The sequence below is a fragment of the Marinobacter sp. B-12 genome (assembly GCF_056857915.1).
The window spans coordinates 140,144-166,287 of record NZ_JBSXOB010000062.1 but is presented as its reverse complement, the minus strand read 5'-3'; the positions used below and the strand labels follow the sequence as shown (position 1 = coordinate 166,287).

The 26,144-nt window shown below is 56.4% G+C and carries 27 protein-coding genes and 1 pseudogene; 5 read left to right on the top strand and 23 right to left on the bottom strand.

Annotation, left to right across the window (positions count from 1 at the left end):
- Nucleotide 1: 1 nt before the first annotated feature.
- The 14 genes from nuoF to AC13D2_RS16955 form a co-directional block, all read right to left on the bottom strand.
- Nucleotides 2-1,384, bottom strand: coding sequence for an NADH-quinone oxidoreductase subunit NuoF (gene nuoF, locus AC13D2_RS17020; protein WP_292048400.1), 1,383 nt, complete (start codon nt 1,382-1,384; stop codon nt 2-4).
- Nucleotides 1,381-1,896 (bottom strand): NADH-quinone oxidoreductase subunit NuoE, encoded by a 516-nt coding sequence (gene nuoE, locus AC13D2_RS17015; RefSeq protein ID WP_292048401.1) that lies wholly within the window; start codon nt 1,894-1,896, stop codon nt 1,381-1,383. Before nuoE ends, nuoF begins: the two co-directional genes overlap by 4 nt.
- Nucleotides 1,896-3,656, bottom strand: coding sequence for an NADH-quinone oxidoreductase subunit C/D (nuoC, locus tag AC13D2_RS17010; protein WP_292048402.1), 1,761 nt, complete (start codon nt 3,654-3,656; stop codon nt 1,896-1,898). The genes nuoE and nuoC overlap by 1 nt, the downstream gene beginning before the upstream one ends.
- Complete coding sequence (locus AC13D2_RS17005; RefSeq protein ID WP_292048403.1) at nt 3,653-4,330, bottom strand: NuoB/complex I 20 kDa subunit family protein; 678 nt, start codon at nt 4,328-4,330, stop codon at nt 3,653-3,655. Before AC13D2_RS17005 ends, nuoC begins: the two co-directional genes overlap by 4 nt.
- A gap of 72 nt (nt 4,331-4,402) precedes the next feature.
- Nucleotides 4,403-4,819: an NADH-quinone oxidoreductase subunit A gene (gene ndhC, locus AC13D2_RS17000; RefSeq protein ID WP_007151982.1), complete on the bottom strand. Its 417-nt coding sequence runs from the start codon at nt 4,817-4,819 to the stop codon at nt 4,403-4,405.
- Between the two features lie 103 nt (nt 4,820-4,922).
- Nucleotides 4,923-5,150 carry a hypothetical protein gene (locus AC13D2_RS16995; protein ID WP_292048404.1) on the bottom strand — a complete coding sequence of 76 codons (228 nt, stop codon included), beginning with the start codon at nt 5,148-5,150 and terminating at the stop codon, nt 4,923-4,925.
- Nucleotides 5,151-5,221: 71 nt separating this feature from the next.
- Nucleotides 5,222-6,262 (bottom strand): C13 family peptidase, encoded by a 1,041-nt coding sequence (locus tag AC13D2_RS16990; protein ID WP_292048405.1) that lies wholly within the window; start codon nt 6,260-6,262, stop codon nt 5,222-5,224.
- Nucleotides 6,259-6,825 carry a YdeI/OmpD-associated family protein gene (locus AC13D2_RS16985; RefSeq protein ID WP_292048406.1) on the bottom strand — a complete coding sequence of 189 codons (567 nt, stop codon included), beginning with the start codon at nt 6,823-6,825 and terminating at the stop codon, nt 6,259-6,261. The genes AC13D2_RS16990 and AC13D2_RS16985 overlap by 4 nt, the downstream gene beginning before the upstream one ends.
- Before the next feature lie 22 nt (nt 6,826-6,847).
- Nucleotides 6,848-7,459: a LysE family translocator gene (locus tag AC13D2_RS16980; protein WP_300493068.1), complete on the bottom strand. Its 612-nt coding sequence runs from the start codon at nt 7,457-7,459 to the stop codon at nt 6,848-6,850.
- Nucleotides 7,460-8,200 (bottom strand): ABC transporter permease, encoded by a 741-nt coding sequence (locus AC13D2_RS16975; protein ID WP_292048408.1) that lies wholly within the window; start codon nt 8,198-8,200, stop codon nt 7,460-7,462.
- The gene (locus AC13D2_RS16970) at nt 8,200-9,147 is read right to left on the bottom strand and encodes an ABC transporter ATP-binding protein (RefSeq protein ID WP_292048409.1); all 948 of its coding nucleotides are present in this window, start codon (nt 9,145-9,147) and stop codon (nt 8,200-8,202) included. Before AC13D2_RS16970 ends, AC13D2_RS16975 begins: the two co-directional genes overlap by 1 nt.
- Before the next feature lie 20 nt (nt 9,148-9,167).
- Entirely contained in the window at nt 9,168-10,352 is a 1,185-nt protein-coding gene (locus AC13D2_RS16965; RefSeq protein WP_292048410.1) for an ABC transporter permease, read from the bottom strand.
- A gap of 3 nt (nt 10,353-10,355) precedes the next feature.
- Nucleotides 10,356-11,288: a glycine betaine ABC transporter substrate-binding protein OsmF gene (gene osmF, locus AC13D2_RS16960; RefSeq protein ID WP_292048411.1), complete on the bottom strand. Its 933-nt coding sequence runs from the start codon at nt 11,286-11,288 to the stop codon at nt 10,356-10,358.
- Nucleotides 11,289-11,517: 229 nt separating this feature from the next.
- A complete protein-coding gene (locus AC13D2_RS16955) occupies nt 11,518-12,558 on the bottom strand; it encodes an NAD(P)H-dependent flavin oxidoreductase (RefSeq protein ID WP_292048412.1) in 1,041 nt (346 codons plus the stop codon).
- A gap of 201 nt (nt 12,559-12,759) precedes the next feature.
- On the opposite strand from AC13D2_RS16955, the gene AC13D2_RS16950 reads away from it, so the two are divergent.
- Both AC13D2_RS16950 and AC13D2_RS16945 read left to right on the top strand, forming a co-directional pair.
- Nucleotides 12,760-13,251 carry a winged helix-turn-helix transcriptional regulator gene (locus tag AC13D2_RS16950; RefSeq protein WP_300493077.1) on the top strand — a complete coding sequence of 164 codons (492 nt, stop codon included), beginning with the start codon at nt 12,760-12,762 and terminating at the stop codon, nt 13,249-13,251.
- Nucleotides 13,252-13,373: 122 nt separating this feature from the next.
- Nucleotides 13,374-15,680, top strand: a complete 2,307-nt coding sequence (locus AC13D2_RS16945; protein ID WP_300493080.1) for a molybdopterin-dependent oxidoreductase — start codon at nt 13,374-13,376, stop codon at nt 15,678-15,680.
- A gap of 20 nt (nt 15,681-15,700) precedes the next feature.
- Here the strand turns inward: AC13D2_RS16945 and AC13D2_RS16940 are convergent, their stop codons facing one another.
- Genes AC13D2_RS16940 through AC13D2_RS16925 form a run of 4 tightly spaced genes read right to left on the bottom strand, consistent with a single transcriptional unit; the run spans nt 15,701 to nt 19,392 of the window.
- Nucleotides 15,701-16,492 carry a bestrophin-like domain gene (locus tag AC13D2_RS16940; protein ID WP_292048415.1) on the bottom strand — a complete coding sequence of 264 codons (792 nt, stop codon included), beginning with the start codon at nt 16,490-16,492 and terminating at the stop codon, nt 15,701-15,703.
- 40 nt (nt 16,493-16,532) lie between these two features.
- Nucleotides 16,533-17,837 carry a TRAP transporter large permease gene (locus AC13D2_RS16935; RefSeq protein WP_300493085.1) on the bottom strand — a complete coding sequence of 435 codons (1,305 nt, stop codon included), beginning with the start codon at nt 17,835-17,837 and terminating at the stop codon, nt 16,533-16,535.
- Complete coding sequence (locus tag AC13D2_RS16930; RefSeq protein ID WP_300493088.1) at nt 17,827-18,321, bottom strand: TRAP transporter small permease; 495 nt, start codon at nt 18,319-18,321, stop codon at nt 17,827-17,829. The genes AC13D2_RS16935 and AC13D2_RS16930 overlap by 11 nt, the downstream gene beginning before the upstream one ends.
- 60 nt (nt 18,322-18,381) lie before the next feature.
- Complete coding sequence (locus AC13D2_RS16925; protein ID WP_300493091.1) at nt 18,382-19,392, bottom strand: DctP family TRAP transporter solute-binding subunit; 1,011 nt, start codon at nt 19,390-19,392, stop codon at nt 18,382-18,384.
- 231 nt (nt 19,393-19,623) lie between these two features.
- Between AC13D2_RS16925 and AC13D2_RS16920 the strand changes: the two genes are divergently transcribed.
- On the top strand, nt 19,624-20,931 hold the full coding sequence (locus AC13D2_RS16920) for a short-chain fatty acid transporter (RefSeq protein WP_300493094.1): 1,308 nt from the start codon (nt 19,624-19,626) through the stop codon (nt 20,929-20,931).
- Nucleotides 20,932-21,376: 445 nt separating this feature from the next.
- On the opposite strand, the gene AC13D2_RS16915 is transcribed toward AC13D2_RS16920, so the two are convergent.
- The gene (locus AC13D2_RS16915) at nt 21,377-22,249 is read right to left on the bottom strand and encodes a LysR substrate-binding domain-containing protein (RefSeq protein ID WP_482938934.1); all 873 of its coding nucleotides are present in this window, start codon (nt 22,247-22,249) and stop codon (nt 21,377-21,379) included.
- 131 nt (nt 22,250-22,380) lie between these two features.
- On the opposite strand from AC13D2_RS16915, the gene AC13D2_RS16910 reads away from it, so the two are divergent.
- Nucleotides 22,381-22,800: a DMT family transporter gene (locus tag AC13D2_RS16910; RefSeq protein WP_300493100.1), complete on the top strand. Its 420-nt coding sequence runs from the start codon at nt 22,381-22,383 to the stop codon at nt 22,798-22,800.
- Between the two features lie 49 nt (nt 22,801-22,849).
- Complete coding sequence (locus tag AC13D2_RS16905) at nt 22,850-23,272, top strand: EamA family transporter (protein ID WP_300493103.1); 423 nt, start codon at nt 22,850-22,852, stop codon at nt 23,270-23,272.
- 31 nt (nt 23,273-23,303) lie between these two features.
- On the opposite strand, the gene AC13D2_RS16900 is transcribed toward AC13D2_RS16905, so the two are convergent.
- The 4 genes and pseudogenes from AC13D2_RS16900 to AC13D2_RS16885 form a co-directional block, all read right to left on the bottom strand.
- On the bottom strand, nt 23,304-24,227 hold the full coding sequence (locus AC13D2_RS16900) for a M14 family metallopeptidase (RefSeq protein ID WP_300493106.1): 924 nt from the start codon (nt 24,225-24,227) through the stop codon (nt 23,304-23,306).
- Between the two features lie 24 nt (nt 24,228-24,251).
- On the bottom strand, nt 24,252-24,941 hold the full coding sequence (locus AC13D2_RS16895; RefSeq protein WP_292048422.1) for a DUF899 domain-containing protein: 690 nt from the start codon (nt 24,939-24,941) through the stop codon (nt 24,252-24,254).
- A complete protein-coding gene (locus AC13D2_RS16890; protein WP_482938962.1) occupies nt 24,928-25,368 on the bottom strand; it encodes a VOC family protein in 441 nt (146 codons plus the stop codon). The genes AC13D2_RS16895 and AC13D2_RS16890 overlap by 14 nt, the downstream gene beginning before the upstream one ends.
- 177 nt (nt 25,369-25,545) lie before the next feature.
- Nucleotides 25,546-26,007: pseudogene (locus AC13D2_RS16885) on the bottom strand (O-methyltransferase); the annotation flags it as partial.
- Nucleotides 26,008-26,144: the final 137 nt, after the last annotated feature.

Here is a 26,144-nt window from a genome sequence, read left to right as displayed (position 1 = left end):
TTCAGACTTCTCCCACCGGAATCGGGTCCTGATGGGCCTTACCCCTGGGTTTGCTGACGCCCTGCTCAAACTCCTGCCGGAAGTGTTTCAGGGCCGTCTGTAACGGCATGGCGGCGCCGGGCGCATGGGCGCAGAAGGTCAGCCCTGGGCCGCAGTCCGCCGCCAACTTGTCCAGTAGTTCGATATCGCCGGTTTCACCCTGCCCCAGTTCCAGTGCCCACAGCAGTTTGACCGTCCACGGCAGCCCGTCCCGGCAAGGGGTGCACCAGCCACAGGATTCCCGCGCAAAAAACTCCTCCAGGTTGCGCATCAGCGCCACCATGCTCTGCTCCTGAGGCACCACCGTCAGCAGTCCCGTCCCCAGGCGGCTGCCTTCCTTGCCCACGGTGTCGAAATCCAGCGGCAGGTCCAGATGCTCCGGCAACAGAAACCCGGTGCTGGCGCCGCCTGGAAGCCAGGCCTTGAGTGATTGGTTGCCACGCATGCCCCCAGCCCGCTCAAGGATCTCGGCGCCGGTTGTTCCCATGGGCAACTCCCACAGGCCGGGCTTATCCACCGGGCCGGACACGCCATACAGTTTGCTGCCGCCATCTGCGGTGCGGTCGCCCGAAAGTGCCTGATACCAGTCCGCACCCTTGAGGATCACCGCCGGCACGTTGCACAGGGTTTCCACGTTGTTCACCACCGAGGGCTTGCCCCAGGCCCCGGACTGGCCCGGAAACGGAGGTTTCGCACGGGGGTTGGCCCGTTTGCCTTCCAATGAGTTGATCAGCGCGGTTTCCTCACCGCAGATGTAGCGCCCAGCGCCGGTGTGCACGGCAATGTCGAAATCAAAGCCACTGCCGTTGATGTCAGCACCTAGCCAACCCGCCTCACGGGCCTCGTCCAGAGCGCGGTTCAGAACTCGCGCTGCCTCCACGTATTCACCGCGTAAAAAGATGTATCCGTAAAAGGATTTGTTGGCCAAAGCCCCCAGTATCATGCCTTCGATCAGCAGGTGTGGCTGTTGCTCCATCAGCAGGCGGTCCTTGAAGGTGCCCGGTTCCATCTCGTCCGCATTGCAGATCAGGTAACCCCGGGGCATGTTGCCGCCCTGCAGGGTCAGGCTCCACTTGAGCCCGGCCGAGAAGCCGGCACCGCCACGGCCTCGCACATTGGCGTCTTTCATGGTGGCAATGATGGCCTGAGGGTCGCCGTTGTCCAGGGCCGTACGAACCGACTGATAGCCATCCTTGAGCAGGTATTCGTCAAGCCAGATCACTTCGCCGTCGTCACGCAGCCGCCAGGTCAGCGGATGGGTATCCGGATGACGATCCGCCTCCGGTTGCAACAGCCGGCTGCGATAACGCACGGATGTACGCTGGCTGGAAATGGACTCGCTCATGGGTAACCCTCCAGCAGACCCGGCAGGTCATCCGGTGACACCGGGCCATAGGTGTCATTATCAATCATCAGAGCCGGCGCGCCATCGCAGGCACCCAGGCAACAGACCGGTAGCAGGGTGAACCGGCCGTCTTCTGTCGTCTGGCCATAGTCAATTCCAAGATGACTCGCCAGAGCCTGTTTCAATTCATCGAAACCACTCAGAAAACAGGAACTGCTGTCACAGACCAGCACCACGTGCCGACCCACCGGCTGACGGAAGATCAGGCTGTAGAAGGTCGACACGCCCTCTACCGATGCGGGGCCGATACCAAGAACCTTTGCAATGGCGCCAATGGCACCGTCCGGCACCCAGCCGTGACGGCGCTGAACAATTTTCAGGGCCTCAATACACGCGGCCTGGGGTTGCTCGTAATGCGCCATCTCTTCCAGCATTGCGGTCTCGTCCGCCGGATGAAGTTCGAATCCATCGGTGCCGATAATCTGATGTGTCTGCGGTGTCGTTGTCATCATCAGCGGTCCACGTCTGCCATCACGAAGTCGATACTGCCCAGATGGGCGATCAAGTCCGGCACGAAGCCTCCGCGCATCACTGCCGGTATCTGCTGCAGGTGTGGAAAACTCGGTGTACGGATGCGGGTACGGTAGCTCATGGTGTTGCCGTCACTGGTCAGGTAATAACTGTTGATGCCTTTGGTGGCCTCAATCATCTGCAGGGATTCATTGGGTTCCAGTACCGGCCCCCAGGACACCTGCAGGAAGTGGGTAATCAGCGTTTCGATATGCTGCAGCATGCGTTCCCGGGGCGGCGGCGTGGTCAGCGGATGATCCGCTTTATAGTCGCCCGCGGGCATATTGTTGACGCATTGCTGGATGATCCGGAGGCTCTGGCGCATTTCGTCGATGCGCAACTGACCCCGGTCGAACACATCCCCGTTGTGACCCAGCGGCACCTCAAAATCGAACTGTTCATAACCGGAGTACGGCCGCTGCTTGCGCAAATCAAAATCGCAGCCGGTGGCCCGCAGGTTAGGCCCGGTCACCCCCCACTCCAGTGCCTCGGCGGTGTTGAAGGCCGCCACATGGCGGGTCCGCTCACGCACGATGGCGTTGTCCATCATTGCCCGCTCGTACTCCTTCAGGCGTGCGGGCATCCAGTCCAGAAAGCCCTGCACCAGTTTTTCCCAACCCTGTGGCAAGTCCTGCATCACACCGCCAATGCGGTACCAGGCCGGGTGCATGCGAAACCCCGTAATGCCTTCGATCACCTCATAGCCCCGCTGCCGGTCGCTGAAGGTGTAGAACACAGGTGTCATGGCGCCCAGGTCCTGCAGGTAAGTCCCGAGGAACAACAGATGGCTGGTAATGCGGAACATCTCGGCCATCATCACCCGAATCACCTTCACCCTGTCCGGCACCTCAATACCGGCCAGTTTTTCTGCCGCCAGCACATAAGGCAGGTTGTTCATCACCCCACCGGTGTAATCAATGCGATCGGTGTAGGGAATAAAGCTGTGCCACGATTGGCGCTCGGCCATTTTCTCGGCGCCCCGGTGGTGGTAGCCAATGTCAGGCACACAATCGACGATTTCCTCACCGTCCAGTTGCAGCACAATGCGAAAAGCCCCGTGGGCGGACGGGTGATTAGGCCCCAGGTTGAGGAACATGAACTCCGCCCCGTCGCGTTCACGCTGCATGCCCCAGGCTTCCGGGTCGAACCGCATGGCTTCCTGTTCCGCATCCTGGCCTTCCACGGTCAGGGTGTAGGGGTCAAACTCGGTGGCCCGGGCGGGGTAATCCTTCCGCAGTGGGTGGCCTGTCCACGTTGGCGGCATCAGGATCCGCTCAGGATGCGGATGTCCGGCGACGGCGATGCCAAACATGTCCAGGATTTCCCGCTCGTACCAATTGGCATTGGCGAAGACTTTGCTAACAGTAGGTACCCGCAGATCACTCTCTGGCAGCCCAACCTTCAGGATCAGGTCTTCATTACGCTCCACCGACAGCACGTGGTAGAACACCGTGAAGTCTGCCTCCGGCAGCCCGTTTCTGTGGCCACGCAAACGCTCATCCACGGCCGACAGGTCATAGAGCATGGAAAATGGTGCTGGCTGCTGCTTCAAGTGAGTCAGGATATCCACGATGCTCTCACGAGACACCCAGAATACCGGCATGCCCGTCAACGTAGGCTGTACATGCAGTACATCCTCCCGAAAATCGCCAAGCAGGCTCTCGAGGTCAGCGGTGCCTTTCGATATGGTTGCGTTTGTCACAGCTTGTCCGGCGTTCGCAGTTCGGTGGCCTGAATGCGCTGATCCCGCCACTTCTCCCTTTGAGAGGGCATGTCTGCCCGATAGACACCCTGGTCGCCCACCACCCAGGACAAGGGTCTGCGCTCTTCCTGGATGGAGTCCTGTAGCAACTGCAAGCCCTGCAGAAAGGCCTCTGGCCGGGGCGGGCAACCGGGGACATACACATCCACCGGCAGAAACTTGTCGACGCCCTGCACCACCGAGTAGATATCGTACATACCGCCGGAGTTTGCGCAGGAGCCCATGGATATGACCCACTTGGGCTCCAGCATCTGGTCGTACAGTTGCTGGATCACCGGGGCCATCTTGATAAAGCAGGTGCCGGCAATCACCATGAAATCAGCCTGTCGGGGCGATGCGCGGATAACTTCGGAACCGAAACGGGCAATGTCGTGGGGCGCGGTGAAAGCCGTGGTCATTTCCACATAGCAGCAGGACAGCCCGAAGTTGTAGGGCCAGAGGGAATTCTTCCGGCCCCAGTTGACCGCGGAATTGAGAACGTCACTCAGCTTGCCGGTGAACACATTGCGTTCAAGCTGACGTTTAACAGGATCTTCTGACGGTTCCTGTTGCCGTACCGGGTATTGCGTGTCACCTTCCGGCGAAGGTTCCGCCCTGGTCAGTGTGTAGGACATGCTGCGCCTCCATGGGCGCTGGACCCAACAGTGGAATCACCGTTGACCCGCGCCATAATCGGGTGCGTTGAATCAGCCTGCCGGACTACGAGGTCTACCGCTGGATGATTCCGGGGCCCAGTCCAGGGCACCGGTACGACTGTCATAGAGCAGACCGGCCAGCAGAATCAGGATAAAAACCGCCGCGCCCCAGAACCCTGTCCAGCCCACGTCGGGAATGACAATGGCCCAGGCAAACAGGAACACGGCTTCGATATCGAAGATCACGAACAGCATCGCGACCAGATAAAACTTGACGGAAAAGCGCTGTCTGGCATCACCGGTGCCAACAATGCCGGACTCGAAAGGGAGGGATTTGCTGACACCCCGGCTACGCCCTCCAAGCACGCTGGAGGCGCCCACCATAAAGGCACACAGGCCCAATGTGGCAACGATGAAGAAGCCGGTGGCCCAGTAGCGAACCAGCAAGTCAGTGACGGTGTCTGCCATGCGCTCTCCCTACGAATTCAGGATGAAGCCCTGACTAGAAACCTAACAGTGGATTGGCGATTGCGCAAATAATGAGCGGCGAAAATCAATGACCTGGGGCAATTCAGCCGCCCCTCACACCCAGCCTGTCCAGGTAAACATGAAGCTCAGCCTCGCTGATGTTGACGTATTCCACTACCCGGCCGTAGAGCATCACCGTTGGCACATTGCGTCCCTTTAACTCGCGCTGGGTTTCGTGTAATACATAGAGAATGATCCGCTCCGTGCGGGTGAGACCGTCGCGGGCGTCGGGGATGGTTTCCAGCAGGGTATCAATGTCGACTGGGGTCATTGAACTATTTACCTCCAGACGAAAAATTTTAAAACACAAAGAATGAATAACACTGTCAGCCCCCTCAAGAATCAACGCTCACTTAACCATTCCCTTAAACGCTCACCTAAATGGGATTGGGGATAGGACCAATTCGATTCCTCCATACCAATCTCTTCTTCCCAGGCTCGGATCTGTTGGTTGATGTCCTCGAACATGGCATCAGGGTCGGCCAATGACAGTCCCACACTTTGATAAACCGCCTTGGTGAACCAGGTCATCTCCGAGTCATCACCGCAGCCGAAAGAGGTACGGTCTGCCCGGGCGGAGGTAATGATCAGTGTGTCTGCGTCCTTGAGTGGTTCTATCCACTGGCCGGAGTAGCATGCAGAAATAACCAGCAGTTTTCGGCGCACGTTCAGTGGTTCCAGCATTTCCGCGAAATCCTGCGGCGAGAGGTTCGGCAACTCGATACCGGGTTGCTGCAACAGCAGCTGCCCGTTTTGCATGCCGTGGCTGACCAGGTGAACCACGAGCAGGTCTTCCTCGGGATTCATCTGCGCATCCAATGCCTCCAGAGCTGAGGCAATGGATGGCCGGGTAGCCAGGGGAAACGTTTCATAGTCCCGGTGATTGAGCAGCATGATGGCGCGGTTTTCCACATCAAACTGCGCCTGAAGGCCAGTTTTGGCAACCTGGATATCGCGCATGAACACCGACTCGGTACCGTCGCCACCCACGGCCAGAAAGTAGGCGTCTGCCACCCCCGCCTGTTCCGGGGCGAGGCTCTCGATCTGGTTGTTCAGGCGCTGACGGTCTTCGACGAGAATAGTCTCAGTCAAAAGCGCTGGTTCTTCCGGGACAGGTGCTTCCGCGACGTACTCTTCCTGATCGACGAACTCACCAAACTCCCAGATTCCTGTGAGGCTGCCCAGATCCTCCGATTCGCCGGTAAAGGCGTAGCTGCCTTCACCGTGAAATAAACCGTCCCGGATATCACCGGAATAGGTACTGCCGTCCGGAAGGCGGGTGTCAGGCGGAAGCAGTTGTGGCGCATCGCAGGCGGTGAGCAAAAGGATTGTGACAAGCGGGAGAGCTCGCCGCAGGGGGCTTGGTAAACCGGGGTTGCTCATCCGATCTCCTGTGTGTCCGCCGCCTTGGGCGCACTCAACGCTTTGCTGTAATAACCAGAGGGATCAAAACAGCAAACGCGCCGCTTTCCCGAGGCCAGCATGTCGCACGCATCACTAATCCGCTTCGTCCGGGTCTTCGCCTGCTTGGCTGAGACAATCCAGTGAATCCAGTCCAGACGCGCGATGGTGGTTGTATCATTCCAAACTGCCCGAGCCTCGGGGGCCGCTGCCAGAGCCTCTTTCAGGTCCGAGGGGACCTCTGGTTCAGGTTCCTGGTCCACCGGCCTGATGCCCAAATCAACAACATCACCGACGCTCACACCTGCAGCTTCGAGATGTTCCTTGCTCACCTTTAGCCAATGGCTCAATTGACCATCGGGCTCAAGCGTTACCTGAAAATGATGACCGTTGAGGCTGGCCTCTACCGTTGTTCTTCCCCGCCTGGGAAGCTTTTCGCTTGCCTCCCGGGGCAGAACGATAAAAGCCCAGGGAGCGCCTTCGCCGGGCTTGGCTGGACAAAGTAATTCCGCGTTGAACTGAGAGTTTGTTTCACTTTGCACCATGCTTATCCTCCACTCAACATCGTTACCTGCTCGCCGTTGCCAGCCCCACACCAAAACCGACAAACGTCGCCCCACCCAGTTTATTGACCAAGTGCCCCCCTTTTTCGGATGAAAGCCAGCCACGGGCTGATCTGGCGAGGCGCGCATACAACAAGTGGATGGCGACAACCAGGGCGCTGTAAGTGACCACTAAAAGGGCAAATTGGCCGACAAATTCAGTCGAATAATCAACAAATTGAGGAAAAACAGACAGGAAAAAGAATACAGCTTTCGGGTTTGTCAGTTGCAACGCCAGACCTTCAAGGAACTGGAATTTTCTGCTTCTGACCGCAGCCGCATTTTGCGCTATTTCGGTGACAGGAGACCGCCACAGTTTTACCCCCAGATAAATCAGGTAGGCGGCACCGATAAACTTCAAGATGCTAAACGCCGTCGCCGACGTCGCCAGTACAATGCCCAGGCTTGTGGCTGAAATACCCGCAACAATGAAAGTACCAAAGGCAATCCCCAGAATTCCGCCGACGGCACCGGACACACCGAATCGAATGGCGTTGGTCAGTGTCAACATAACGCCTGGCCCCGGGCTGAGGACAGTCGCTACAGCGATAACAACAAACAGCAGATAACTACCCATCTAGACTCCTACGGATTGCAATCGACGATCCCAGGATCGTTCAAGTGCTTCAAACAGGCTATCCGTTGTCAGCGCAAGCAACCCGATCAGAATCGCTCCTTGCAGCACATACGCGGTATTGCCGTTCACCAGCCCGGCAATCACCGGATCGCCCAGGGTGCGGGCTCCAATGGTTGAGCCGATAGCGGCGGTCGCGATATTGATAGTAACAGAGGTTCGAATACCCGCGAGAATGACCCTTCCGGCCAGGGGCAGTTCTACTCGCACGAGGACCTGCACTGGCGACATGCCCATACCCAGTGCTGCCTCCCGTACAGCCGGATCGATACCTTCCAGACCCGCCAGGGTATTACGCAGAATGGGCAGCAAGCCATAAAGCACCAACGCAAGAAGGATCGGAGCCTCGCCGAAACCAAGCACTGGTACCGCCAACGCAAGTACAGCCACCGGCGGAAAGGTCTGGCCAATAGAAGCCACCTGGCCGACCAGGGGCAGGAAATCGCGGCCAAAAGGACGGGTAACAAAGATGCCGCCAGCCACCGCAACGAGAGTACCCACGGCCGCCGATACGACGACCAGCATCAGGTGATTCTGAAGCAGGAATAAAAAGCTCTCCCGTTCATAGATCACCTGCTGCTTGCCCGGCTGCACCCAATTGAACAATGGCTCCAGCACCGGCATGCCGGCACTCAGCGCGAGCAGCAGCGAGGCCAAAAGAGTGGCAGGTAACCAGACACGCATCACACGCCTTCCTGGATAATGCGTTCACGGGTAATCACACCCGTCTCCTGCCCTTGCGCATTGAACACCGCAACCTGCCGCAGGTCCCGCCAGAGCATCACGGACAGGGCCAGGCGAATACTGTCTTCCTCCCTGAGCGTATGCTCTCCAGGTTCTGACTGCCGCGGCTCGGAGTGATTAGCCATCAGGTCCCGCACAGGCCGCAGGCTCATCAGTTTCAGACCGCGGTCCTGCTTGCCAATCAGGTTTTCAACAAAGTCCGACGCTGGATGGCGGAGGATATTCTCCGGCGTGTCATGCTGGATGATGCGCCCCTGATCCATCACGGCAATGCGGGTGGCCAGCTTCAGTGCTTCATCAATATCGTGGGTCACGAAAACGGTGGTTTTACGGACCTGCTTCTGGATCCGCAGCATTTCCAGTTGGAGGTTTTCCCGCGTGATCGCATCCAATGCACCGAAAGGTTCGTCCATCAGCAGAATGTTGGGGTCCGCCGCCAATGCCCGCGCAACACCGACCCGTTGGGCCTGGCCGCCAGACAATTGCTGGGGGTATTTGTTGGCGTGGGCGCTGGGGTCGAGATCCAACAAGGTCATCAACTCATCGACTCGTGCGTCGATCCGCTCCCTGGGCCAGTTCAACAACCTGGGCACCATGGCGATGTTGCGTGCCACCGTCCAGTGAGGAAACAACCCCGTACCCTGAATCACATATCCCATGTTCAGCCGAAGCTGTTCCGGGTTCATGGTGGTGATGTCCTCACCATCCACCAGTATCTCGCCAGCGCTATAAGGCAAAAGCCGGTTGATCATACGAAGCGTGGTCGATTTACCGCAGCCCGAACTGCCCACCAGCACGCAGACCTCACCAGTTTCAATGGTCAGGTTTACCCCATCCACTGCGATGGTATCGCCGAAACGCCGGGAGATATTCTTCAGTTCAATCATCCGACCAGTTCCTTCCCCTATCAGGCCGTTGCCGGTGTCGGCTTGAGACTGGCCGCCAGCATCGTGAGTAACGCGTCGGCAAGCAGCGCCAACGCAATCGTAGGCAAAGCACCGAGCAATACCAGGTCCATCGCCGCCTGCCCCAGCCCCTGAAAGATAAAACCACCGAAACCACCCGCGCCGATGAGGGCCGCTACCGCCGTCAGGCCGATTGCCTGAATGGTTGTGATGCGTACCCCCTCAATGATCACCGGCAGCGCCAACGGTAGCTTGAGTTGAAAAAACACCTGGTGTTCATTCATCCCCATGCCCCGAGCCGCATCGGCCAGGCTTTCGGGAACTTCGGTAAGAGCCACAAAGGTGTTACGCACCATCGGCAGTAAACTGTAAGCGATCAACGCCAGTAGCGCCGGCGCCCAACCAATCCCGCGAATGCCAAGATCCTGCAGGAACGGGAGCGCTGACGAGAGCGCACTGAGTGGCGCAATCAGCAAACCAAACACCGCAAGGCTGGGAATGGTTTGTAAAAAACTCACGGCGCCCAGAAGAGGACGCTGCCAGGCGGGGCTACGAATCATTTTAAGCGCCAGGGCGAACGCCAGGCCTGCACTGATGGCAACCGCACCCAATGCCAGCGCCAGGTGCGTCCAGAGCGCTTGCTGAAACTTGTCGGGGCGAGCGTTGAACTCCCGCACCAGCGACAGACTTTCCAGGCCCTCGCCGCGCAGAAAAAAAAGCCAGCTTCCACCGACAAACACCAGCAGCATCAGTTGCAGCCAACGCCGGGCTTCAAGCCGGCCAAGGGCCTCAACTAACATCAGCGAAAGCAGGAACAACAGGGACCAGAACCCCGCCCCGACAGACGAGCGGGCGTAGGGCGAATCCTCGGGCAGATGGCGGGAGGCAAACACTTCCGGCAACAGCGGCATCATCGCCAGTGAAAGTCCAATCAACCCAAGCAGGAGCTCATAACGCCGACGCACCGGCACCATCGACAGCACAGTGGTCGCCAACAGAACCCCAGTGACCAGCCCTGCCCCTGTCCATCCCACGGCCGAAAGCAGGCCATGGCCGGTACCCGGGACAATACGGTTGGGCTGGATAGTGCCAAGGTCCAGCAACCAGACCAGTGCCAGGGACAACACCCCAAGCACCGGGATGACTCTGTTTGGAACCGTTTGGCGCAAAGGCTCGGTGATGGACAAACCTCAGTCCTGGGCCAGGGAATCCAGATAGTCCCGGGCAACGGCCTCGGCAGGCACACCGTTCACCGCAACCTGACCATTCAGGCGCTGAAGGGTTTCGAGATCCAACGACTCAAAGACCGGCGCAAGAACCTCGCGGATGTTCGGATACGTTTCCAGCACCTCTGCGCGCACGATAGGCGCGGGTTGATAGACCGGCTGAACGCCCAGGGTGTCTTCCATCACCTTCAGATCGAGTGCGTTCAGACCACCATCAGTGCCGTAAGTCATGGCGCCGTTCACATCGTTGTCGGTCAGGGCCGCAGCCCGGAGCGTCGCAGCCGTGTTGCCACCGGACAGGATCAGCAACTGGTCAGACCCCAGCTTGAAACCATACGCCTCTTGGAACGCGGGCAGCGCACTGGCAGATTCAACAAACTCGGCACTGGCTGCAAACTTGAAGGCGCCGCCGCCATTGATATAGGAAGCCAGATCTTCAAGCGTGTTCAAACCGTTCTCACGAGCCAGATCGCCCCGCACACTCATGGCCCAGGTATTGTTGGCTTTCGCCGGCTTTAGCCAGACAATGTTATGGGCTTTCTTATCAAGGCTGGCAGCCTGCTCGTAGGCCTTGTCGGCGTCTTTCCAGATGTCCCTATCTGCCTGGTCATGGAAGAAAGCGGCATTGCCGGTGTACTCCGGGTACAGGTCTATCTCGCCGGCCTTGATGGCGTTGCGCACGATGCTGGTCGCGCCGAGCTGCAGACGGTTTTCAACCGGAATATTGGCCTCTTTGAGGGTTTGCAGGATCATCTGGCCCAATACAGCGCCTTCCGTATCGATCTTGGACGAGACTACCACTGGATCAGCAGCCATAGTCGGCCCGGCGATCAGAACAAGGGTAAGAGCCGCTGCGCGGTATAAAGGGGAGATAGCGGGCACGGTTATTCCTCTCATTGGTTGGCCTTTCTTTGATTATCAAGCCGCCACAACGCCCTAAAAAGGGTTTCCGGCTGCTGTTATCAGTCTATTGCAGGCAATTGCGAAGACAAGGTCAATTTGGTCTTTCGCCGCATCATAGCGGCGACTAACCCTCAAAAATCACCGGCTCCGGCTGCTTATTTCGAAGAAGTCCCGAGCTTCCATGCCTATATACTCCTGAGTTTATCACTTGATTTGATATTGCTTACTCACCCACACTCGCCAATTCCCGCGTAAGGACTGCAGCCGAAACCTCCTTGCAGCCACTGACATTCTGCCCCGCCCACAGAGGCGAAAAGTCACCACTCCCATCGGCTTCAGCTTTTGCACGCAATGGTGCAATGGCGGATGACGCTAGGGGGAATGCTGGAGCGCTGGAACTCATCGGCCCGAGTTCACGCATCAAGCGGTTCACAATACCCCGGGCTGCGCCACCGCTGAACAGATTGGTCAACGCGGTCACACGGCTGGTCCCTGACTTCAGGGCGGCGCGATGCACTGCTTTGGTTTGAGCTTCGGGGCACAACAAATACGCGGTGCCAATCTGCGCTCCGGCCGCCCCAAGCGCCATTGCAGCCTGTACGCCTTTGGAGTCCGCGATGCCGCCAGCGGCGATAACGGGGATTTTTACCGCGTTTACCAATTGTGGAACCAGGGCAAAAGTGCCGACCTGAGTGCTGATGTCCCGCGACAGAAAAAACCCGCGATGGCCACCCGCTTCAAGCCCTTGCGCGATAATGGCATCGACGCCCTGCGCCTCCAGCCAGAGCGCTTCGTCCACGGTTGTGGCGGTTGACAGTATCTTCCCGCCCCACCCTCTTATACGGGCCATCAACTCGGGTGCTGGCAAGCCAAAATGAAAACTCACCACCGGCGGCTTGAAGTCCGCCAACACATCCGCTGCCTCAGAGCTGAAAGGAGCCCTTCCTGCTTGCGCGGATACATTATTGGAATCAATACCCAGCTCGTCAAAATATGGTGAGAGGGCCTCGCGCCAGTGGCGCTCTGCATCGGCGTCTGGCTCTGGTGGCGTGTGACAGAAGAAGTTGACGTTGTAGGGTTTGCTGGTCTGGCTTGTCAGTGCTTCCAATTCTTTTCGCAGTGCTTCAGAGCTAAGCATGGCACAGGGCAACGAACCCAGCCCTCCCGCATTGGACACCGCCACGGCTAATTCATGCCCCTGCACACCGGCCATCGGCGCCTGGATGACGGGTAGATCAATTCCCAGCAGATTCTGGATGGTCATCTTTACCTCTAGGTTCTAAATTTTTTCGGCAGCGGAGCCACACTCCGGCGCTGTTCATAATGGGCTTTTCCGGCCCGTTGTTCAGAGTACTGGACAGGTAACCGGTTTCAATCACCTGACAAATCGCTTCAAAAAGGAGGGCAAAATAGGTTTAAATATAAAACCAAAATGACATTGTGTTAATCGCTATGAGAGTAGTCAATGGCCAAACCGCATACGCAAACCTGCCCGATTGCCGCCTTTCTCAACGTGTTCGGCGATGCCTGGACACTGATGATTATCCGGGAAGCATTTTATGGAGCGACCCGTTTTACTGAGTTTCAGCGCAGCACGGGTGCCGCCAGAAACCTGCTGAGTGATCGGCTGGCCATGCTCGTGAGCAACGGAGTATTAGAGCGCCAGAATGTGGGAGAACAGGGCACACGCTATGCCTATCGACTGACTGACAAGGGGCAGTCCCTGGTGCCTGTCCTTGTGGCGATGATGCAGTGGAGCAATGCACACATGTATGACAAAGATCACGCGCCCGTCGAGTTGATCGATCGGCAATACCTGCGACCGCTGCCGACGATGCAACCGACGAACGGTGACGGCAATATATTGGGCTGGGCCGACATTCTTGCCAAACCCGGCCCCGGCGCAAACAGCAAAGCCCTTGCCCGCATTAGGGACAGCCGTCATGGCACTCCCTAACCGAGGTAGGTAACCGAGCAGCAAACACCTTACATCGAACACCAAAGATTGTCTTTACGAGTTATTTGGTTTACTTTTTAAATCAATTTTCATTGAACATCGAGAATAACAAGAAGGGTTTTATGAAAACACAAAGCGCTGATACCGAGTACAAGAAGACAGCCTGCATTCTCTGCTCCATTAACTGCGGCCTTGAAGTCAAAGTCGGCGGCAAAGACGGACGGGAGTTGCTCAAGATCAAAGGCGACAAAGCACACGTCTCTTCAGAAGGCTATCTGTGTAACAAAGCCGCGCGGCTGAACCATTACCAGATGGGCGCCGACAGGCTGAACAGCCCAATGCGGCGCAGACCGGACGGCACCTACGAAGCCATAGACTGGGAAACAGCCATTCGCGAGGTGGCTGCAGGGTTGCAGAGCATAAAAAATACACACGGTGGCGATAAGATTTACTTCATTGGCGGAGGCGGCCAGGGCAACCATTTAGGGGCACTCTACAGCACTGCCCTGACCAGAACACTGGGTGTACGGTATCAGACCAATGCGCTTGCCCAGGAGAAAACCGGTGAGTTCTGGGTGGCCGGAAAAATGTTCGGCGGTGGCGGCCCCCACGGTGATTTCCACAATACGGAAGTTGCCGTTTTTGTGGGCAAAAACCCCTGGCAGGCCCATGGCTTTCCGCAAACACGCAAGGTGCTTAATGACATAGCCAAAGACCCGGCACGCTCCATGATCGTACTTGATCCGGCGCTGACAGATTCCGCCAGGATGGCCGACTTCCACCTGCGGGTAAAACCCGGAACCGACGCCTGGTGTCTGTCTGCCATGATCGCAACGATTGTGCAGGAAAATCTCACCGATGTGGCCTTTATCGCTGCTCATACACGCGGTTTTGAAGCCATCCGCCCCCATTTCGAAAGCCTTGATATCAGTGATTATGCCGGTTTCTGTGATGTGGACGAGGAACTGATCCGTTCGGCGTCGCGGCGCATAGCCCAAGCCGAATCGGTTGCAGTATTCGAGGATCTTGGAACCCAGCAGAATGTGCACTCCACACTGGTCAGCTACCTCCAACGTATCCTGTGGATCATTACCGGAAACTTTGCCAAAAAAGGTGGCCAGAACATTCCGGTGCCCCTGCTCTCGGTAACGGAGGGGGCTAAACAGGGTGCGTCATCCGCCAAACCCGGGGAGAAGCCGAACAAAGTCAGCCCGGTACTCGGATCGCGCATCATCGCCGGGCTACTGCCCTGTAATGAAGTGCCTGATGAGATACTCACCGATCACCCTGACCGCTTCCGTGCGGCGATTATTCAGAGCTCTAACCCTGCTCACGCCTACGCCGACAGCCCTCGGATGCGAGAGGCGCTATCCGCGCTGGAGTTCTCTGTTGTAATTGACGTGGCGATGACGGAAACAGCAAAGCTTGCAGACTATGTGCTTCCAGCCGCCAGCCAGTTCGAAAAGCATGAGTGCACTTTCTTCCCGGTGGAATTCCCACGCAACCATTTCCATTTGCGCCATCCGATTGTTGATCCACTCCCGGGCACCTTACCGGAATCGGAAATACATACCCGTCTTGTCGAAGCACTGGGAGGGATCAGCCAGACCCATGTGAGTGCTTTGCGAGGCGCCCTGAAGCTCGGGCGCCGTCCGTTTGCGCTTGTCTTTACGGCCCTGGCGGCAAAGAACCCCCAGGTAATGAAGGCTGCGCCGGCACTGTTGTACCGAACGCTTGGGCCAACTCTCTGCGACGGTAAGCGCGCTGAAGCGGCGCCATTCTGGGCCCTGTGTCATCAGTTTGCGCGCAAAAAAGCCCAATATGCGAAAAGCGCTGGCTTTGAAGGGTCGGCCTGGAAAATTGGTGAGGCCATGTTCGAAACCCTGATCTCAGCAACATCCGGATTTATCTATACCGACATCAGCGACTACGCCGATAGCTGGAACCGGGTCGGTTACAGCGACAAGCGTATTCTGCTCCACGTTGAAGAACTGTTCCCGCAGGTCCAGAACCTCGACAAAACGCCATTGCAGAATCCGGCGGGCTTTCCCTTTGTGCTGGCGGCCGGTAATCGACGGGCCACCACAGCCAATACGATAGTCCGAGATGGCTCCTGGGACAGTAAGGGGCTGGCATCAAGCCTTTATCTCAATCCTGACGATGCCCTTGATCTCGGCCTTGCAAACGGCGACACAGCCCGTATAACAACTGCAACGGGCTCAGCGACCACTTTTGTTGAGATAAACGACATTCAGAGAAAGGGGACCGTGGCGCTACCCAACGGCCTTGGCATTGACTATCGCCGGGAAAGCGGGGAAACCGTTCAGATCGGTATACCCCCAAACGAGCTGACCGCCAGCTCAAGCAGGGATTTCTTTGCAGGAACGCCATGGCACAAATACGTGCCGGCTCAGATTGAGAAAGTATAAGATAACGATACCGGCATGAATCACTCTTTGCGATCATTCAGCAGTTCAGCCATGACACTCTGGTTCACCTGGATAAGGCCACGCTTTGGTCGATCCAGATCAATTATGATAAACACGATCAAGGTAATTAATACCGAGACCAACACTATCGGCGCGAACATGCGTTTTCCACTCAAACCTGCTGAGTACCCCATTATCCCGCCAGAGGAGACGAACACTATAAATAGTAAAATCAATACAACTTCGGGGACTTGCATCTGAAGCAATGCATTTCTTTTACCTTGGCTATCAATAACATCATTAAGTGATTTTACAAATACACCCGTTGTTACTGGTCGAGGATCCACCTCGGTAGCTGATATAGCCAACGCCCATAACCGATTCTGCAAACTGGCAATTCTGTCATTGTAGGAATTACGCTCTTCGGTCTTTGTAAGGTCCAACTGGCCTATTTCCACACGCAAACCAACATATTGCCGGAACAAATTGCCAGCTTCGTCTCTGTATGCCTCGGGCAGCAATTGGACCCTCAGTATCGCGGTCCCTATGGCGTTCGCTTCGTCTATCAAGGCCATGCTTCGATTATCATATCGTTGCATGGACATACTGAACGTAAACCCGAGCAACAATGCCAACAAACCCAGTACGCTGGCCTGAATGGAGCTCGTGAGCGCTTTAACTTCATCGTCGGTATGGGACTGTACGAAACGCCCTACTCTAAATCCCACCTCATTAAGCGCAACTATCGCCATGAAGAGAATTACAACGATAACAACACTGCTGAAACCGTAAAGCAGATCATGTTGATTCATAGGTGATCCTTGGGGAGGCCAAAGCGTAGCGGTGCGTTATTTACCATGAACCCACGACATAGCCAAGCTTTTCCGGCAACCACAGCGCGATCCCTGGCACCAACATCACCAGCACCAGGCTGACAGCCATCGCAGCCACAAAGACCATTGCCCAGCCTATGGTATGTTCCAGGCGAATATTGGCAATCCGGGTGGTCACCATCAGGTTAACAGCAACCGGCGGCGTGAACTGGCCAATGGCGATGTTCATGGCCAGCAATATGCCAAACCAGATCGGGTTCCAGCCAAAATGATTCATCAGCGGCAACACAATCGGAATCAGGATCAGGTAGATCGAGATGGCATCCAGAAGCATACCGGCTATCAGCACCAGGACCATCACCAGACCCAACAGCACCCAGCCGTTTTCAGAGAGCGACAGCAAAGCATCCGCGAGGTGCTGGAAAGTACCCAACGTTGTCCCCGCCCAGGCGAAGATGCCCGCCAGCGCAATGATAAACATCACCACACCGGAGGTAACGGCGGCGTCTGTCATCAGCCCCCAGAGGTTCCGCAGGCTCAGATTTCGATACAACACACAACCAACCAGCACGCCGTATGCTACCGCCACCACGGCCGCCTCAGTGGGCGTAAACAGGCCTGATCGCAGGCCGCCAAGAATGATCACTGGTGCAAACAGCGCGGGCAAGGCCGCTTTGAAGCTTGGCCAGAAAGGAGGGCGTTCGACCGCTTCAGGGTCTTCCCAACGGTACTTCTTCGCGAAATACAACGCTGGCGCCAGCAGGGACACGCCGGCCAGAATGCCCGGAAAAATACCGGCGGCGAACAGCGCTCGCAGATCAACGCCGGGCACCACGATGGAATAGAGAATCAACGCAATGGACGGCGGAATCAGGATTGCGGTGGACGACGAGGCCGCAATTAGTGACGCTGAAAACGGCTTCGGATAACCGGCCTTCTGCATGCTCGGCAGCATCACCATCGCGACAGCGGCTGCATCAGCAGGGCCAGAACCGCTCATGCCACCCATGATCAGGCACACCAGCACCGCAACGACAGTTAGCCCTCCATGGCGAGGGCCGATGATCGACTGGGCAAACCGCACCAAAGCAGCGGCTACGCCCGCACGCTCGAAAATCAGCCCGGTCAGAATGAACAGGGGAATCGCAATCAGCGGGTATTTGGCGACGCTGTTATAGGTGTTGGTACCGAACGTGCCCAACATTGCAGGTGGCAGTCCCGCCACGATACCGACCAACCCGCCCATCCCGAGCGCAATAGCCACTGGCATACCCAGCAACAATGCCAGCAGGAAGCTGACGATCATCAACACGTCAGGACTCATGGATTACCTCCGGGTCTTCCTTGCCGCGTAGGCGGTCCACGAGGTTCTGGGTCATACGGATGATGATGGCCACGGACAACAGCGGCAGCCACATCACATAGATCCAGTTAGGCAAGCCCAGCCCCGGTGACAGCGATTCCCACTGGTATTCCTGCAGGGCAAAGGTGCTGCCATACCATGTCATGACACCCAGAACCGTCACACCGCCCAGCCATTGCAGCACAAAGACCACCTTTTGCCCCCAGGGCGGCAGGTAATGCTCTATCAGCTCGATGCGGATGTGTTGGTTGTGTCGCGCAGCCACCGCAGCGCCAGCAAAGGTGAGCACCACAAGAAGGAACACCGAAAATTCTTCAGTAAACGCAAAAGAAGCATCGGTCGCGTAGCGCACAATCACATTGCCAAGACTGATCAGGCAGATCGCAACCAGGGCAAGGGTAGCCAGCCAGGCATCGAGCTGGAATTTGGGAGGACGGGACGGCATGGTAACTCCGGTTCGGAAAGAGCGCCCGCCGGCAACGGTGGGCGCCTGAACAGATCGCTCTTACTGGTTGCGGCTAGCGACCGCTTCCTGGGCTTGCTTGACCAGATCCTCGCCAATGCGCGGCGTCCATGTTTCGTAAACGGACTGAGTGGCTTTCGTGAAAGCATCACGCTGCTCATCGGTCAGTTCGGTGACCTCCACACCACGTTCCTTGATGGCGGCCAGGGTGGCGTCGATCTCGCTACGGGATTTCTCGATTTCCCACTGGCCGGCATCAATCGCCGCCTGCTTCAGCAATGCCTGATCTTCCGAGCTGAACTGGTCCCAGATGCTGTTGCTGACCGCAAACACCAGTGGGTCTGCCATGTAGTGCCAGCGGGTCAGATATTCCTGGCCAACCTGATCGATACGGGCCACATCGAAGACCGACAGCGGGTTCTCCTGGCCATCAACAGCGCCGGTGGTCAGCGCGGGCTTGGCATCGGCCCAGCTCATTTGGGTGGGATTGGCGCCCAGGGCCGTGAAGGTGTCCTGGAACAGCGGCGAACCAACAACGCGGATTTTCAGGCCATCCAGATCGGTCGGTTCATCAATGGTCTGCTTGGAGTTGGAAAGCTCACGGAAGCCGTTCTCCCCCCAGGCCAGCGGGGTGACACCGCGTTTCTTGATCGCGGCAAAGATGGCCTCACCGGCCTCACCCTGGGTAATCGCATCAATGGCGGCATAATCCGGCATCAGGAAAGGCAGGGAAAACAGGTTCAGCTCAGGCACCTGAGGCGACCAGTTGATGGTGGACCCCACCGACATATCGATCAGCCCGGAGCGCATCGCCGAGAACTCTTTGGTCTGGTCACCGGAAACCAGTTGGGAGTTGCTGTAGATTTTCATGTTGATACGCCCGTCCGAGCGCTCTTTCACCAACTCCACCCATTTGTCGGCAGCCTGGCCCCAGGGAAACGCAGACGGCAGTACGGTGGAAACGGTGTATTCATCCTTGTAGTCGGCTTGAGCAACGGCACTGAACAGCAGGGTAGCCGCTGCGGCAGCCAGAAGAGAGCGACGTTTCAACATGTGGTTTTCCTTTTTATTGGGATTGTGTAGATCGCTGTGCCGCTATCAGGCAGCGGACCAACGATTGATTATAGAAATCGGGCTATCTGGGAGCAATAGACGAAGGTGGGAGTGCCCCCTCCCCCAATGAACGAGTAATGCAATACGGCGAAAGGATAGTTGGTGCTACCCCAGGCTTTTAGTTTAGCTTGCCAGCAACAAAACAAGCTGAAAAAAATATTGGGGGACAATGTGTTAGACAGAGCAGCCAAACCTATGGTCAGTCTGGTAGACAAATACCTACCGGATCCCTACCTATTCGTCATCATACTGACACTGCTGTCATTCGTTGCCGCTATGGTGTTCCAGGGGCATAGCCCCATGGCGGTAATAGAGATGTGGGGGGACGGTTTCTGGAACCTGCTGACCTTCTCAATGCAAATGCTGCTGGTACTGGTCACCGGCTTCATGATGGCCAGCACCCCACTGGTGCGTGGCATCCTGAACCGGATTGCAGGCCTTGCCAGAACACCGGGCCAGGCAATTGTACTGGTTACCTTCATCGCGCTGGTCGCCAGTTGGATCAACTGGGGCTTTGGCCTGGTGGTCGGCGCGCTGTTTGCCAAAGCCCTCGCCCGGCAAATCCGCGTACACTATCCGTTGCTGATCGCCAGCGCGTATTCCGGGTTCATTGTCTGGCACGGCGGGCTTGCAGGCTCTATCCCACTGACGATTGCCACAGAGAACCACTTCACAGCTGATGTGATCGGCGTTATCGGTACCAGCGAAACGATCTTCGCGTTCTTCAACCTGGCCATCGTCGCGGCACTTTTTATTATTGTGCCGCTAGTTAACCGCCTCATGCTACCCGACGAAAGGGACAGCGTGTACGCGGATCCTAAAACCCTGGACGACGAGCCCGACACCTCCGTTGTTATCAATCGCCCTGCCGACTACCTGGAAAACAGCAGAACGCTTGCCTGGCTGATCGGATTCAGCGGTATCGCATTCATTTTCCAATACTTTATCGAGGGTGGCGGGCTGAACCTGAACATCGTGAACTTCATGTTTCTGTTCGTTGCAATCATCCTGCACCAGACTCCAAAACGCCTGCTTGCCAGCCTGAATGAAGCCGTGAAAGGCGGCGCGGGCATCGTAATCCAGTTTCCGTTTTACGCCGGCATCATGAGCGTCATGACAGCTTCCGGACTGGCAGCAAGCATCTCAACAGGGTTTGTGTCCATCGCAACCGCCGAAAGCCTGCCGTTCTGGAGCTTTATCAGCGCCGGGGTGGTCAACATATTCGTGCCATCTGGCGGTGGCCAGTGGGCCGTTCAGGCACCAGTTATGTTACCCGCCGCACAAGAGCTTGGCGCTGACATACCGAGAGTGGCCATGGGCGTTGCCTGGGGCGACGCCTGGACCAACCTCCTGCAACCCTTCTGGGCCCTGCCGGTGCTGGCCATTGCCGGGCTGAAAGCCAAAGACATCATGGGCTACTGCCTGATGCTGCTGATCGTCACCGGCATTATCATCAGCGCCGGCCTGACCTGGCTTTAATTCCGTCTATTACCATCGGGCCGGAGAGTTTCAAAACCCTCCGGCCCTGACGCCCCTGCCTTGATCACCCGTATATCGATTGCGTATTCCAGGTCCGCCAATCTGTTGTAGCGAGAAACTGTTGTAGCGAGAAAAAAGTCCCGGTAGATACCGGCAATTGATCGTCGGTGCCATGTTGTTACCTTGCTCAACGCCTATAAAATAGACTTCCTGTATGACTACATCCGACGTCGATCTTCACCTGCGAAGCTATGACAATGAAGGAAACAACATTCTCATGGCCATCAACAACTGGTGTTACCTGTACCGGGAAATCTTTCGCTGTCTATCGACTAAACCGAGGGTGCCGTTAAACAGAACTCGGCCGCCGTCATCCCCTCCAGAAGAATGAGTTTATGCCCTGCTTCGGTGACACACTGTTCAAAAGTTATGGCTGAACACGGTTCTAAGGCAACGACCCGGCCATTTTCCCTTTCAGCCAATCGATAATGGCCCACTTGCCCGGATCGAAATCCCGGCCTTCCGGATAGAGCAGAAAATATCCCTCGTCGTCAGGCTTTTCAATTTCATGCAACAGCCGCAACTCGTCGTTGGCAATATGAGCTTCTACCAGAATTCGCGGCGCGATACACAGCCCCTGGCCCGCCAAAGCTGCATCGATGGCCAGGCTGGTCTGTTCGAATCTCAGTACCTTGTCGGCAACACCCAGATTTGCGTGGCGTATCAGTTTTTCCCAGTTCCGGTGAGCGTCATCGATTAATCGGTGGCGCGACAAATCCGAGAGCCCACGGACGACGGGATTGGCGGCGGCATAGGACGGACTCGCAACGGCACAAAGCTCCGCCGCCGCCATGCATTCCACGTGGAGCCCCTTGTCGAATGGCGGACTGGAAAACCGGATTACAAAGTCCACTCCGTCCGCCCCAAAACCCGCAAGTGCTTCGCTAGCTGTAATACGCAGTTCGATATCAGGAAAGGCTCCCCGGATCTCATCCATTCGAGGCAGCAGCCACTTTGAGCCAAACGACGGTGGGACACTCATCACCAAATGCTGCGTCTTTGCTGTGAGCGCCCGGGTGGCCTCATCAATAACAGCCAACCCCGCCTGAACTGACTGGTGGTAGGTCTGGCCTTGTGCGGTCAGCAGAAGGCCACGTGGCTGCCGGGTAAACAGAATCGTGCCCAGATCTGACTCAAGCCGCCTGACGCGCTGGGCAACAGCACTTTGCGTCAAGTGGAGCTCTTCGGCGGCAAGCCGGAAGTTCTGATGCCGGGCAACTGACTCAAAAACACGCAATGCATTAAGGCCTGGAAGCATAAAGGAATATTTTGACTGTAGTTTTTCTACAGGCTAGCACAAATAAATCTCATTGGTAGAGAGCTCATGAAAAATGCAGTCTGTAGATCACCAGCGAATAGGCTGTCAGTGGATAAACAAGGGATACCAAAATGCAGCAAAAGACCACTTTTCTTGCTTTCATTGCACTTGGCGTGATTTGGGGTAGCAATTTCATTTTTATGAAGTGGGCTGCAGATTTTATCACCCCAACCCAGATCACCATGCTTCGGGTAGTCTTTGGTTTTATTCCCCTGGTGCTCGTAGCTTTTTTGACAAAATCCCTTGCCTGGGCGCACCTGCGGCACTGGCCCCACTTCATCGCAATGGCCCTGCTGGCCACTGCGCTCTACTACTTTGCTTTCGCAAAGGGCACTGGTTTACTGCCTTCAAGTGTTGCAGGAATGCTCAGCGGATCAATCCCCCTGTTTACCTTTCTTGCTGCCTTGATTTTCCTGCGGGGGGGAGCCAGTCAACGTTCACTCTGTCAGCGGCACATTGCTCGGCTTTGCGGGCGTAGTACTGATTGCTAAACCATGGCATGCGGGGCCGGACCAGATTAGCCTGGAAGGCGTGCTCTATATGGTTGGCGGTGCTCTCAGTGTCGGTCTGTCCTTTGTCTATGCACGCAAATTCGTCAAACCACTAATGCTTAACCCCATGGCTTTAGCCACTTACCAGACTGGAACGGCTTTGGTTATGTTGTTGCTGATAACCGATATTGGCGGCATTGCTCCGGTATTCGGTGATACAAAAGCCATGCTTGGCCTCATTCTCGGGCTGGGCATCCTGGGTACCGGTGTGGCGTATATCATCTATTATTTTCTAGTGAATCAAATGGGCGCGATTGCGGCGTCAGGCGTTACCTACATCCCGCCCGTTGTCGCTCTGATCATAGGTGCCGTATTTGTTGGCGAGGACATCAGGGGGCTCGATATCTTTGCCATGGGACTGGTTCTAACCGGGGTCTGGCGCGTGCAGGTGGCCCGGCAGAACGCTCTCTGATTGCGCTTGCGGCCTTGTCAACTGCCCGTCCCTACTGGTGCGCCAATGCGTAGTCGAGCGCCGCACACACCGCGGTCGCCTGCGCGGCATTGCATTGCTCAGGGGTTGCACGTGGGCTGTCGGGATAGACCTCGGTGGTGGTCCTGTAGGGAGCACTGGTGATACTGGCGCACAGGCCCAGTTGCTTGAGCGGATACTGAATGACCCCCCGAGCGGCGACCGGTGAGCCGAAAATCTCGCCGTTACCATCAGCCGGAGCAATATGCGTGATCTGCTCCACCGCCTCGATTAACGCCTGCTGGAATTCAGGCTGCGGGCTCTCGCTGTCATCGACCAGATAGAAGCCGTCGGGAATGCCACCCGGCTCGAACGGCTTGCCGTCTCGGGCAGCGAGTGCCGGGCGGAATTCCGTTTCGTCGGTGTCGGTGGTCTCGTGCAGGTCGATATGCATCAATGCATGATCGCGAACGGGGGACACCAGTCGCATAAGTGCCGCCGACTCCTCCGCCAAACCGTCATCACAGAACGAACGGTTCGGGTCGACCGCGTTCGGGTTCCAGCGATGGATGCGCTCGTATGCCCAAGGGCTGACGCACGGCGCGACCAACAGATTGACACGCCCCGCGTAATCCGCCGCATGCTGATCAACGAACTGCAACGCGCCGTGTACACCGCTGGTTTCATAGCCGTGTACCCCGCCTGTTATCAGCACGACTGGCAAATCGTCACGCCAGTCGCGGCTACGAATCGCCATCAGCAGATAACCGTCGGCGCCATAATCCAGATGGCCATATGCTTCCACATCGAAGCGTGAACGCAGGCGTTCAATCACGCTCACCACATCAGACTGGTAGCTGCGTTGACGGGTCTGTTGTGACAACCACTCGGCGCGTTCCACCTCACCCCAGGGAATGCCGGGCGTACCGATAGGATAAGATGCGGAATTCGTGCTCATATCGTCTTTCCTTGCTATGAGTTGTCAGACGTCGTACTCGTCGTGGCGGCGATTCCATACATAGGGCTCCGTCTGCGGCCAGCCTTCCGGAGAGTCTTCCCAGGTTTCCTGACGACCAAAGGGGGTCAAGTCCAGGTATGTCCAAAGACTGCCGAGATATTCGACGCCACGCGCACCCGTATAGTAGGTGCGGTAGATGTCATCTCCGTCGCGAATAAAAACACTGGCACCGTGCCTTTCACCGCTATCTGTGGTTGCGCCGAAATCGACGTTAAAGTCGCTCTCGTAAGACGAATACCATGGAACAGGCGCCGTCCATCCCATCCGCGACCTGTATTGCGTGAGCTTTTCCCTTGGTGCGCGTGACACCATAACCAACGACGTATCGCGAGCATGCAGGTGGGCCGGGTGTGTCATGGCATCTACCAACCAGGAGCAACCGTCGCAGCCAGCGTCCCAATCCGGGGCAAACATGAAATGATAGACAATGAGCTGACGGCGCCCTTCAAACAAATCGAGTAGGGACACTGCGCCATTTTCTCCCTGGAGCGTGTAGTGCTTGGCTACCTTCACCATCGGTAACCTCCTACGCTCAGCGTTCAGCGCATCCCGTGCCCGGGTTAACTCCTTCTCTTTTACAAGAAGCTGATCCAGCGCTGTTTTCCACTGGTCCGCAGAAACGACTTCCGGTAGTGGCTGTTTACTTGTGGCCATTGTCTGATTCTCCCACACACTCGTTCGACAGGTTGAGCTGCCAAGACACACCATAGCAATCATTCAACCACCCAAATTTCTGGCTAAAACCGTAGTTATCCAACGGCATCAGCTCTGAGCCACCTTCTATCAAGGCTCTAAAGATCTCCTCAATTTCGCTCAGCGATTCACACTCAACATACAGTGACATGGAGGGCGTAAACGTAAATTGATGATCGAGGTGGCTGTCGAGCGCCATAAACTCTCGACCGTTTATCTTAAACTTCGCCATCTTCACAGACCCTTCTGGTTCATGCTCGCCGGCCTGGTAACGTTGAATATCGACGATCTCTGAACCAACAAATAGCGAGGTATAGAACCTGATGGCTTCCTCGGCTTTCCCTGCCTGCTCTCCAACAAACATGAGTGACGTTGCAATGGATCTCATCCGTGCCTCCGTTCCAATTGGATAACATTCCGTAGCTAGACTGTTTGAACCACCTGGCATGGCTATGTTTTTTTTACACGCCACGAACTCACCCTTGCCAACGGGCACAGTAGTGGTGGTAAACCCGCCAGTGCTGTTGACAAAGTCAATGAATTCCCTCAATTCCTCAGCATGCGAAACCGCGTTGTCACACACCAGAATGCCCCCGGGCCGAACGAGAGAAACGATTTGGTCAGCAACTTGTATGTAACTTGCGCGATCGGCGTCAAGGAAAACCAGATCAAACAGGTGGCTAGCTTGCTCAAGATAATCGACGGCGCCCATTTGTACCACGGTGATCTTATGATCGAGATTGGCACGCTTGAAGTTGCTTTTGGCCTTGCTAATCTTGAACGGAGACACTTCCAGAGTGGTCACATGTCCATCCTCTGGTAGCGCAGATGCTATCCACAAAGTGGAGTAACCGTTAGACGTTCCAATCTCCAGAACCTGTCTCACTGCACCAGCTTTTATCAATACCGCCAAGAACTCCCCGGTATCCTTCGTGATGTTGAGATACTTGCGATCCTTCTGTTCTACCGACGCATCGTTCTCTTTACCTAGCTTCTCGAGCTCTTCTAAAAGTTCCTTGAGTTTCACGTCGCTACTCCAAAATCGTAACGAGGCTGAAGAAAACCACGGCCCCTTTCTTCTATGACCACAAGTTGTTTAATTTTTAACTACAAAAAGGCGCTATTCTGGGAAACTTGGGGCTCTCTCCCGGCATCCAACACGGA

What these genes read in the sequence shown, in the direction of transcription:
- nuoF (WP_292048400.1), bottom strand. Translation starts at nt 1,384, where the DNA reads ATGAGCGAGTCCATTTCCAGCCAGCGTACATCCGTGCGTTATCGCAGC.
- nuoE (WP_292048401.1), bottom strand. Translation starts at nt 1,896, where the DNA reads ATGATGACAACGACACCGCAGACACATCAGATTATCGGCACCGATGGA.
- AC13D2_RS17005 (WP_292048403.1), bottom strand. Translation starts at nt 4,330, where the DNA reads ATGTCCTACACACTGACCAGGGCGGAACCTTCGCCGGAAGGTGACACG.
- ndhC (WP_007151982.1), bottom strand. Translation starts at nt 4,819, where the DNA reads ATGGCAGACACCGTCACTGACTTGCTGGTTCGCTACTGGGCCACCGGC.
- AC13D2_RS16995 (WP_292048404.1), bottom strand. Translation starts at nt 5,150, where the DNA reads ATGACCCCAGTCGACATTGATACCCTGCTGGAAACCATCCCCGACGCC.
- AC13D2_RS16990 (WP_292048405.1), bottom strand. Translation starts at nt 6,262, where the DNA reads ATGAGCAACCCCGGTTTACCAAGCCCCCTGCGGCGAGCTCTCCCGCTT.
- AC13D2_RS16985 (WP_292048406.1), bottom strand. Translation starts at nt 6,825, where the DNA reads ATGGTGCAAAGTGAAACAAACTCTCAGTTCAACGCGGAATTACTTTGT.
- AC13D2_RS16980 (WP_300493068.1), bottom strand. Translation starts at nt 7,459, where the DNA reads ATGGGTAGTTATCTGCTGTTTGTTGTTATCGCTGTAGCGACTGTCCTC.
- AC13D2_RS16975 (WP_292048408.1), bottom strand. Translation starts at nt 8,200, where the DNA reads ATGCGTGTCTGGTTACCTGCCACTCTTTTGGCCTCGCTGCTGCTCGCG.
- AC13D2_RS16970 (WP_292048409.1), bottom strand. Translation starts at nt 9,147, where the DNA reads ATGATTGAACTGAAGAATATCTCCCGGCGTTTCGGCGATACCATCGCA.
- osmF (WP_292048411.1), bottom strand. Translation starts at nt 11,288, where the DNA reads ATGAGAGGAATAACCGTGCCCGCTATCTCCCCTTTATACCGCGCAGCG.
- AC13D2_RS16955 (WP_292048412.1), bottom strand. Translation starts at nt 12,558, where the DNA reads ATGACCATCCAGAATCTGCTGGGAATTGATCTACCCGTCATCCAGGCG.
- AC13D2_RS16950 (WP_300493077.1), top strand. Translation starts at nt 12,760, where the DNA reads ATGGCCAAACCGCATACGCAAACCTGCCCGATTGCCGCCTTTCTCAAC.
- AC13D2_RS16945 (WP_300493080.1), top strand. Translation starts at nt 13,374, where the DNA reads ATGAAAACACAAAGCGCTGATACCGAGTACAAGAAGACAGCCTGCATT.
- AC13D2_RS16940 (WP_292048415.1), bottom strand. Translation starts at nt 16,492, where the DNA reads ATGAATCAACATGATCTGCTTTACGGTTTCAGCAGTGTTGTTATCGTT.
- AC13D2_RS16935 (WP_300493085.1), bottom strand. Translation starts at nt 17,837, where the DNA reads ATGAGTCCTGACGTGTTGATGATCGTCAGCTTCCTGCTGGCATTGTTG.
- AC13D2_RS16930 (WP_300493088.1), bottom strand. Translation starts at nt 18,321, where the DNA reads ATGCCGTCCCGTCCTCCCAAATTCCAGCTCGATGCCTGGCTGGCTACC.
- AC13D2_RS16925 (WP_300493091.1), bottom strand. Translation starts at nt 19,392, where the DNA reads ATGTTGAAACGTCGCTCTCTTCTGGCTGCCGCAGCGGCTACCCTGCTG.
- AC13D2_RS16915 (WP_482938934.1), bottom strand. Translation starts at nt 22,249, where the DNA reads ATGCTTCCAGGCCTTAATGCATTGCGTGTTTTTGAGTCAGTTGCCCGG.
- AC13D2_RS16910 (WP_300493100.1), top strand. Translation starts at nt 22,381, where the DNA reads ATGCAGCAAAAGACCACTTTTCTTGCTTTCATTGCACTTGGCGTGATT.
- AC13D2_RS16905 (WP_300493103.1), top strand. Translation starts at nt 22,850, where the DNA reads ATGGTTGGCGGTGCTCTCAGTGTCGGTCTGTCCTTTGTCTATGCACGC.
- AC13D2_RS16900 (WP_300493106.1), bottom strand. Translation starts at nt 24,227, where the DNA reads ATGAGCACGAATTCCGCATCTTATCCTATCGGTACGCCCGGCATTCCC.
- AC13D2_RS16895 (WP_292048422.1), bottom strand. Translation starts at nt 24,941, where the DNA reads ATGGCCACAAGTAAACAGCCACTACCGGAAGTCGTTTCTGCGGACCAG.
- AC13D2_RS16890 (WP_482938962.1), bottom strand. Translation starts at nt 25,368, where the DNA reads ATGAGATCCATTGCAACGTCACTCATGTTTGTTGGAGAGCAGGCAGGG.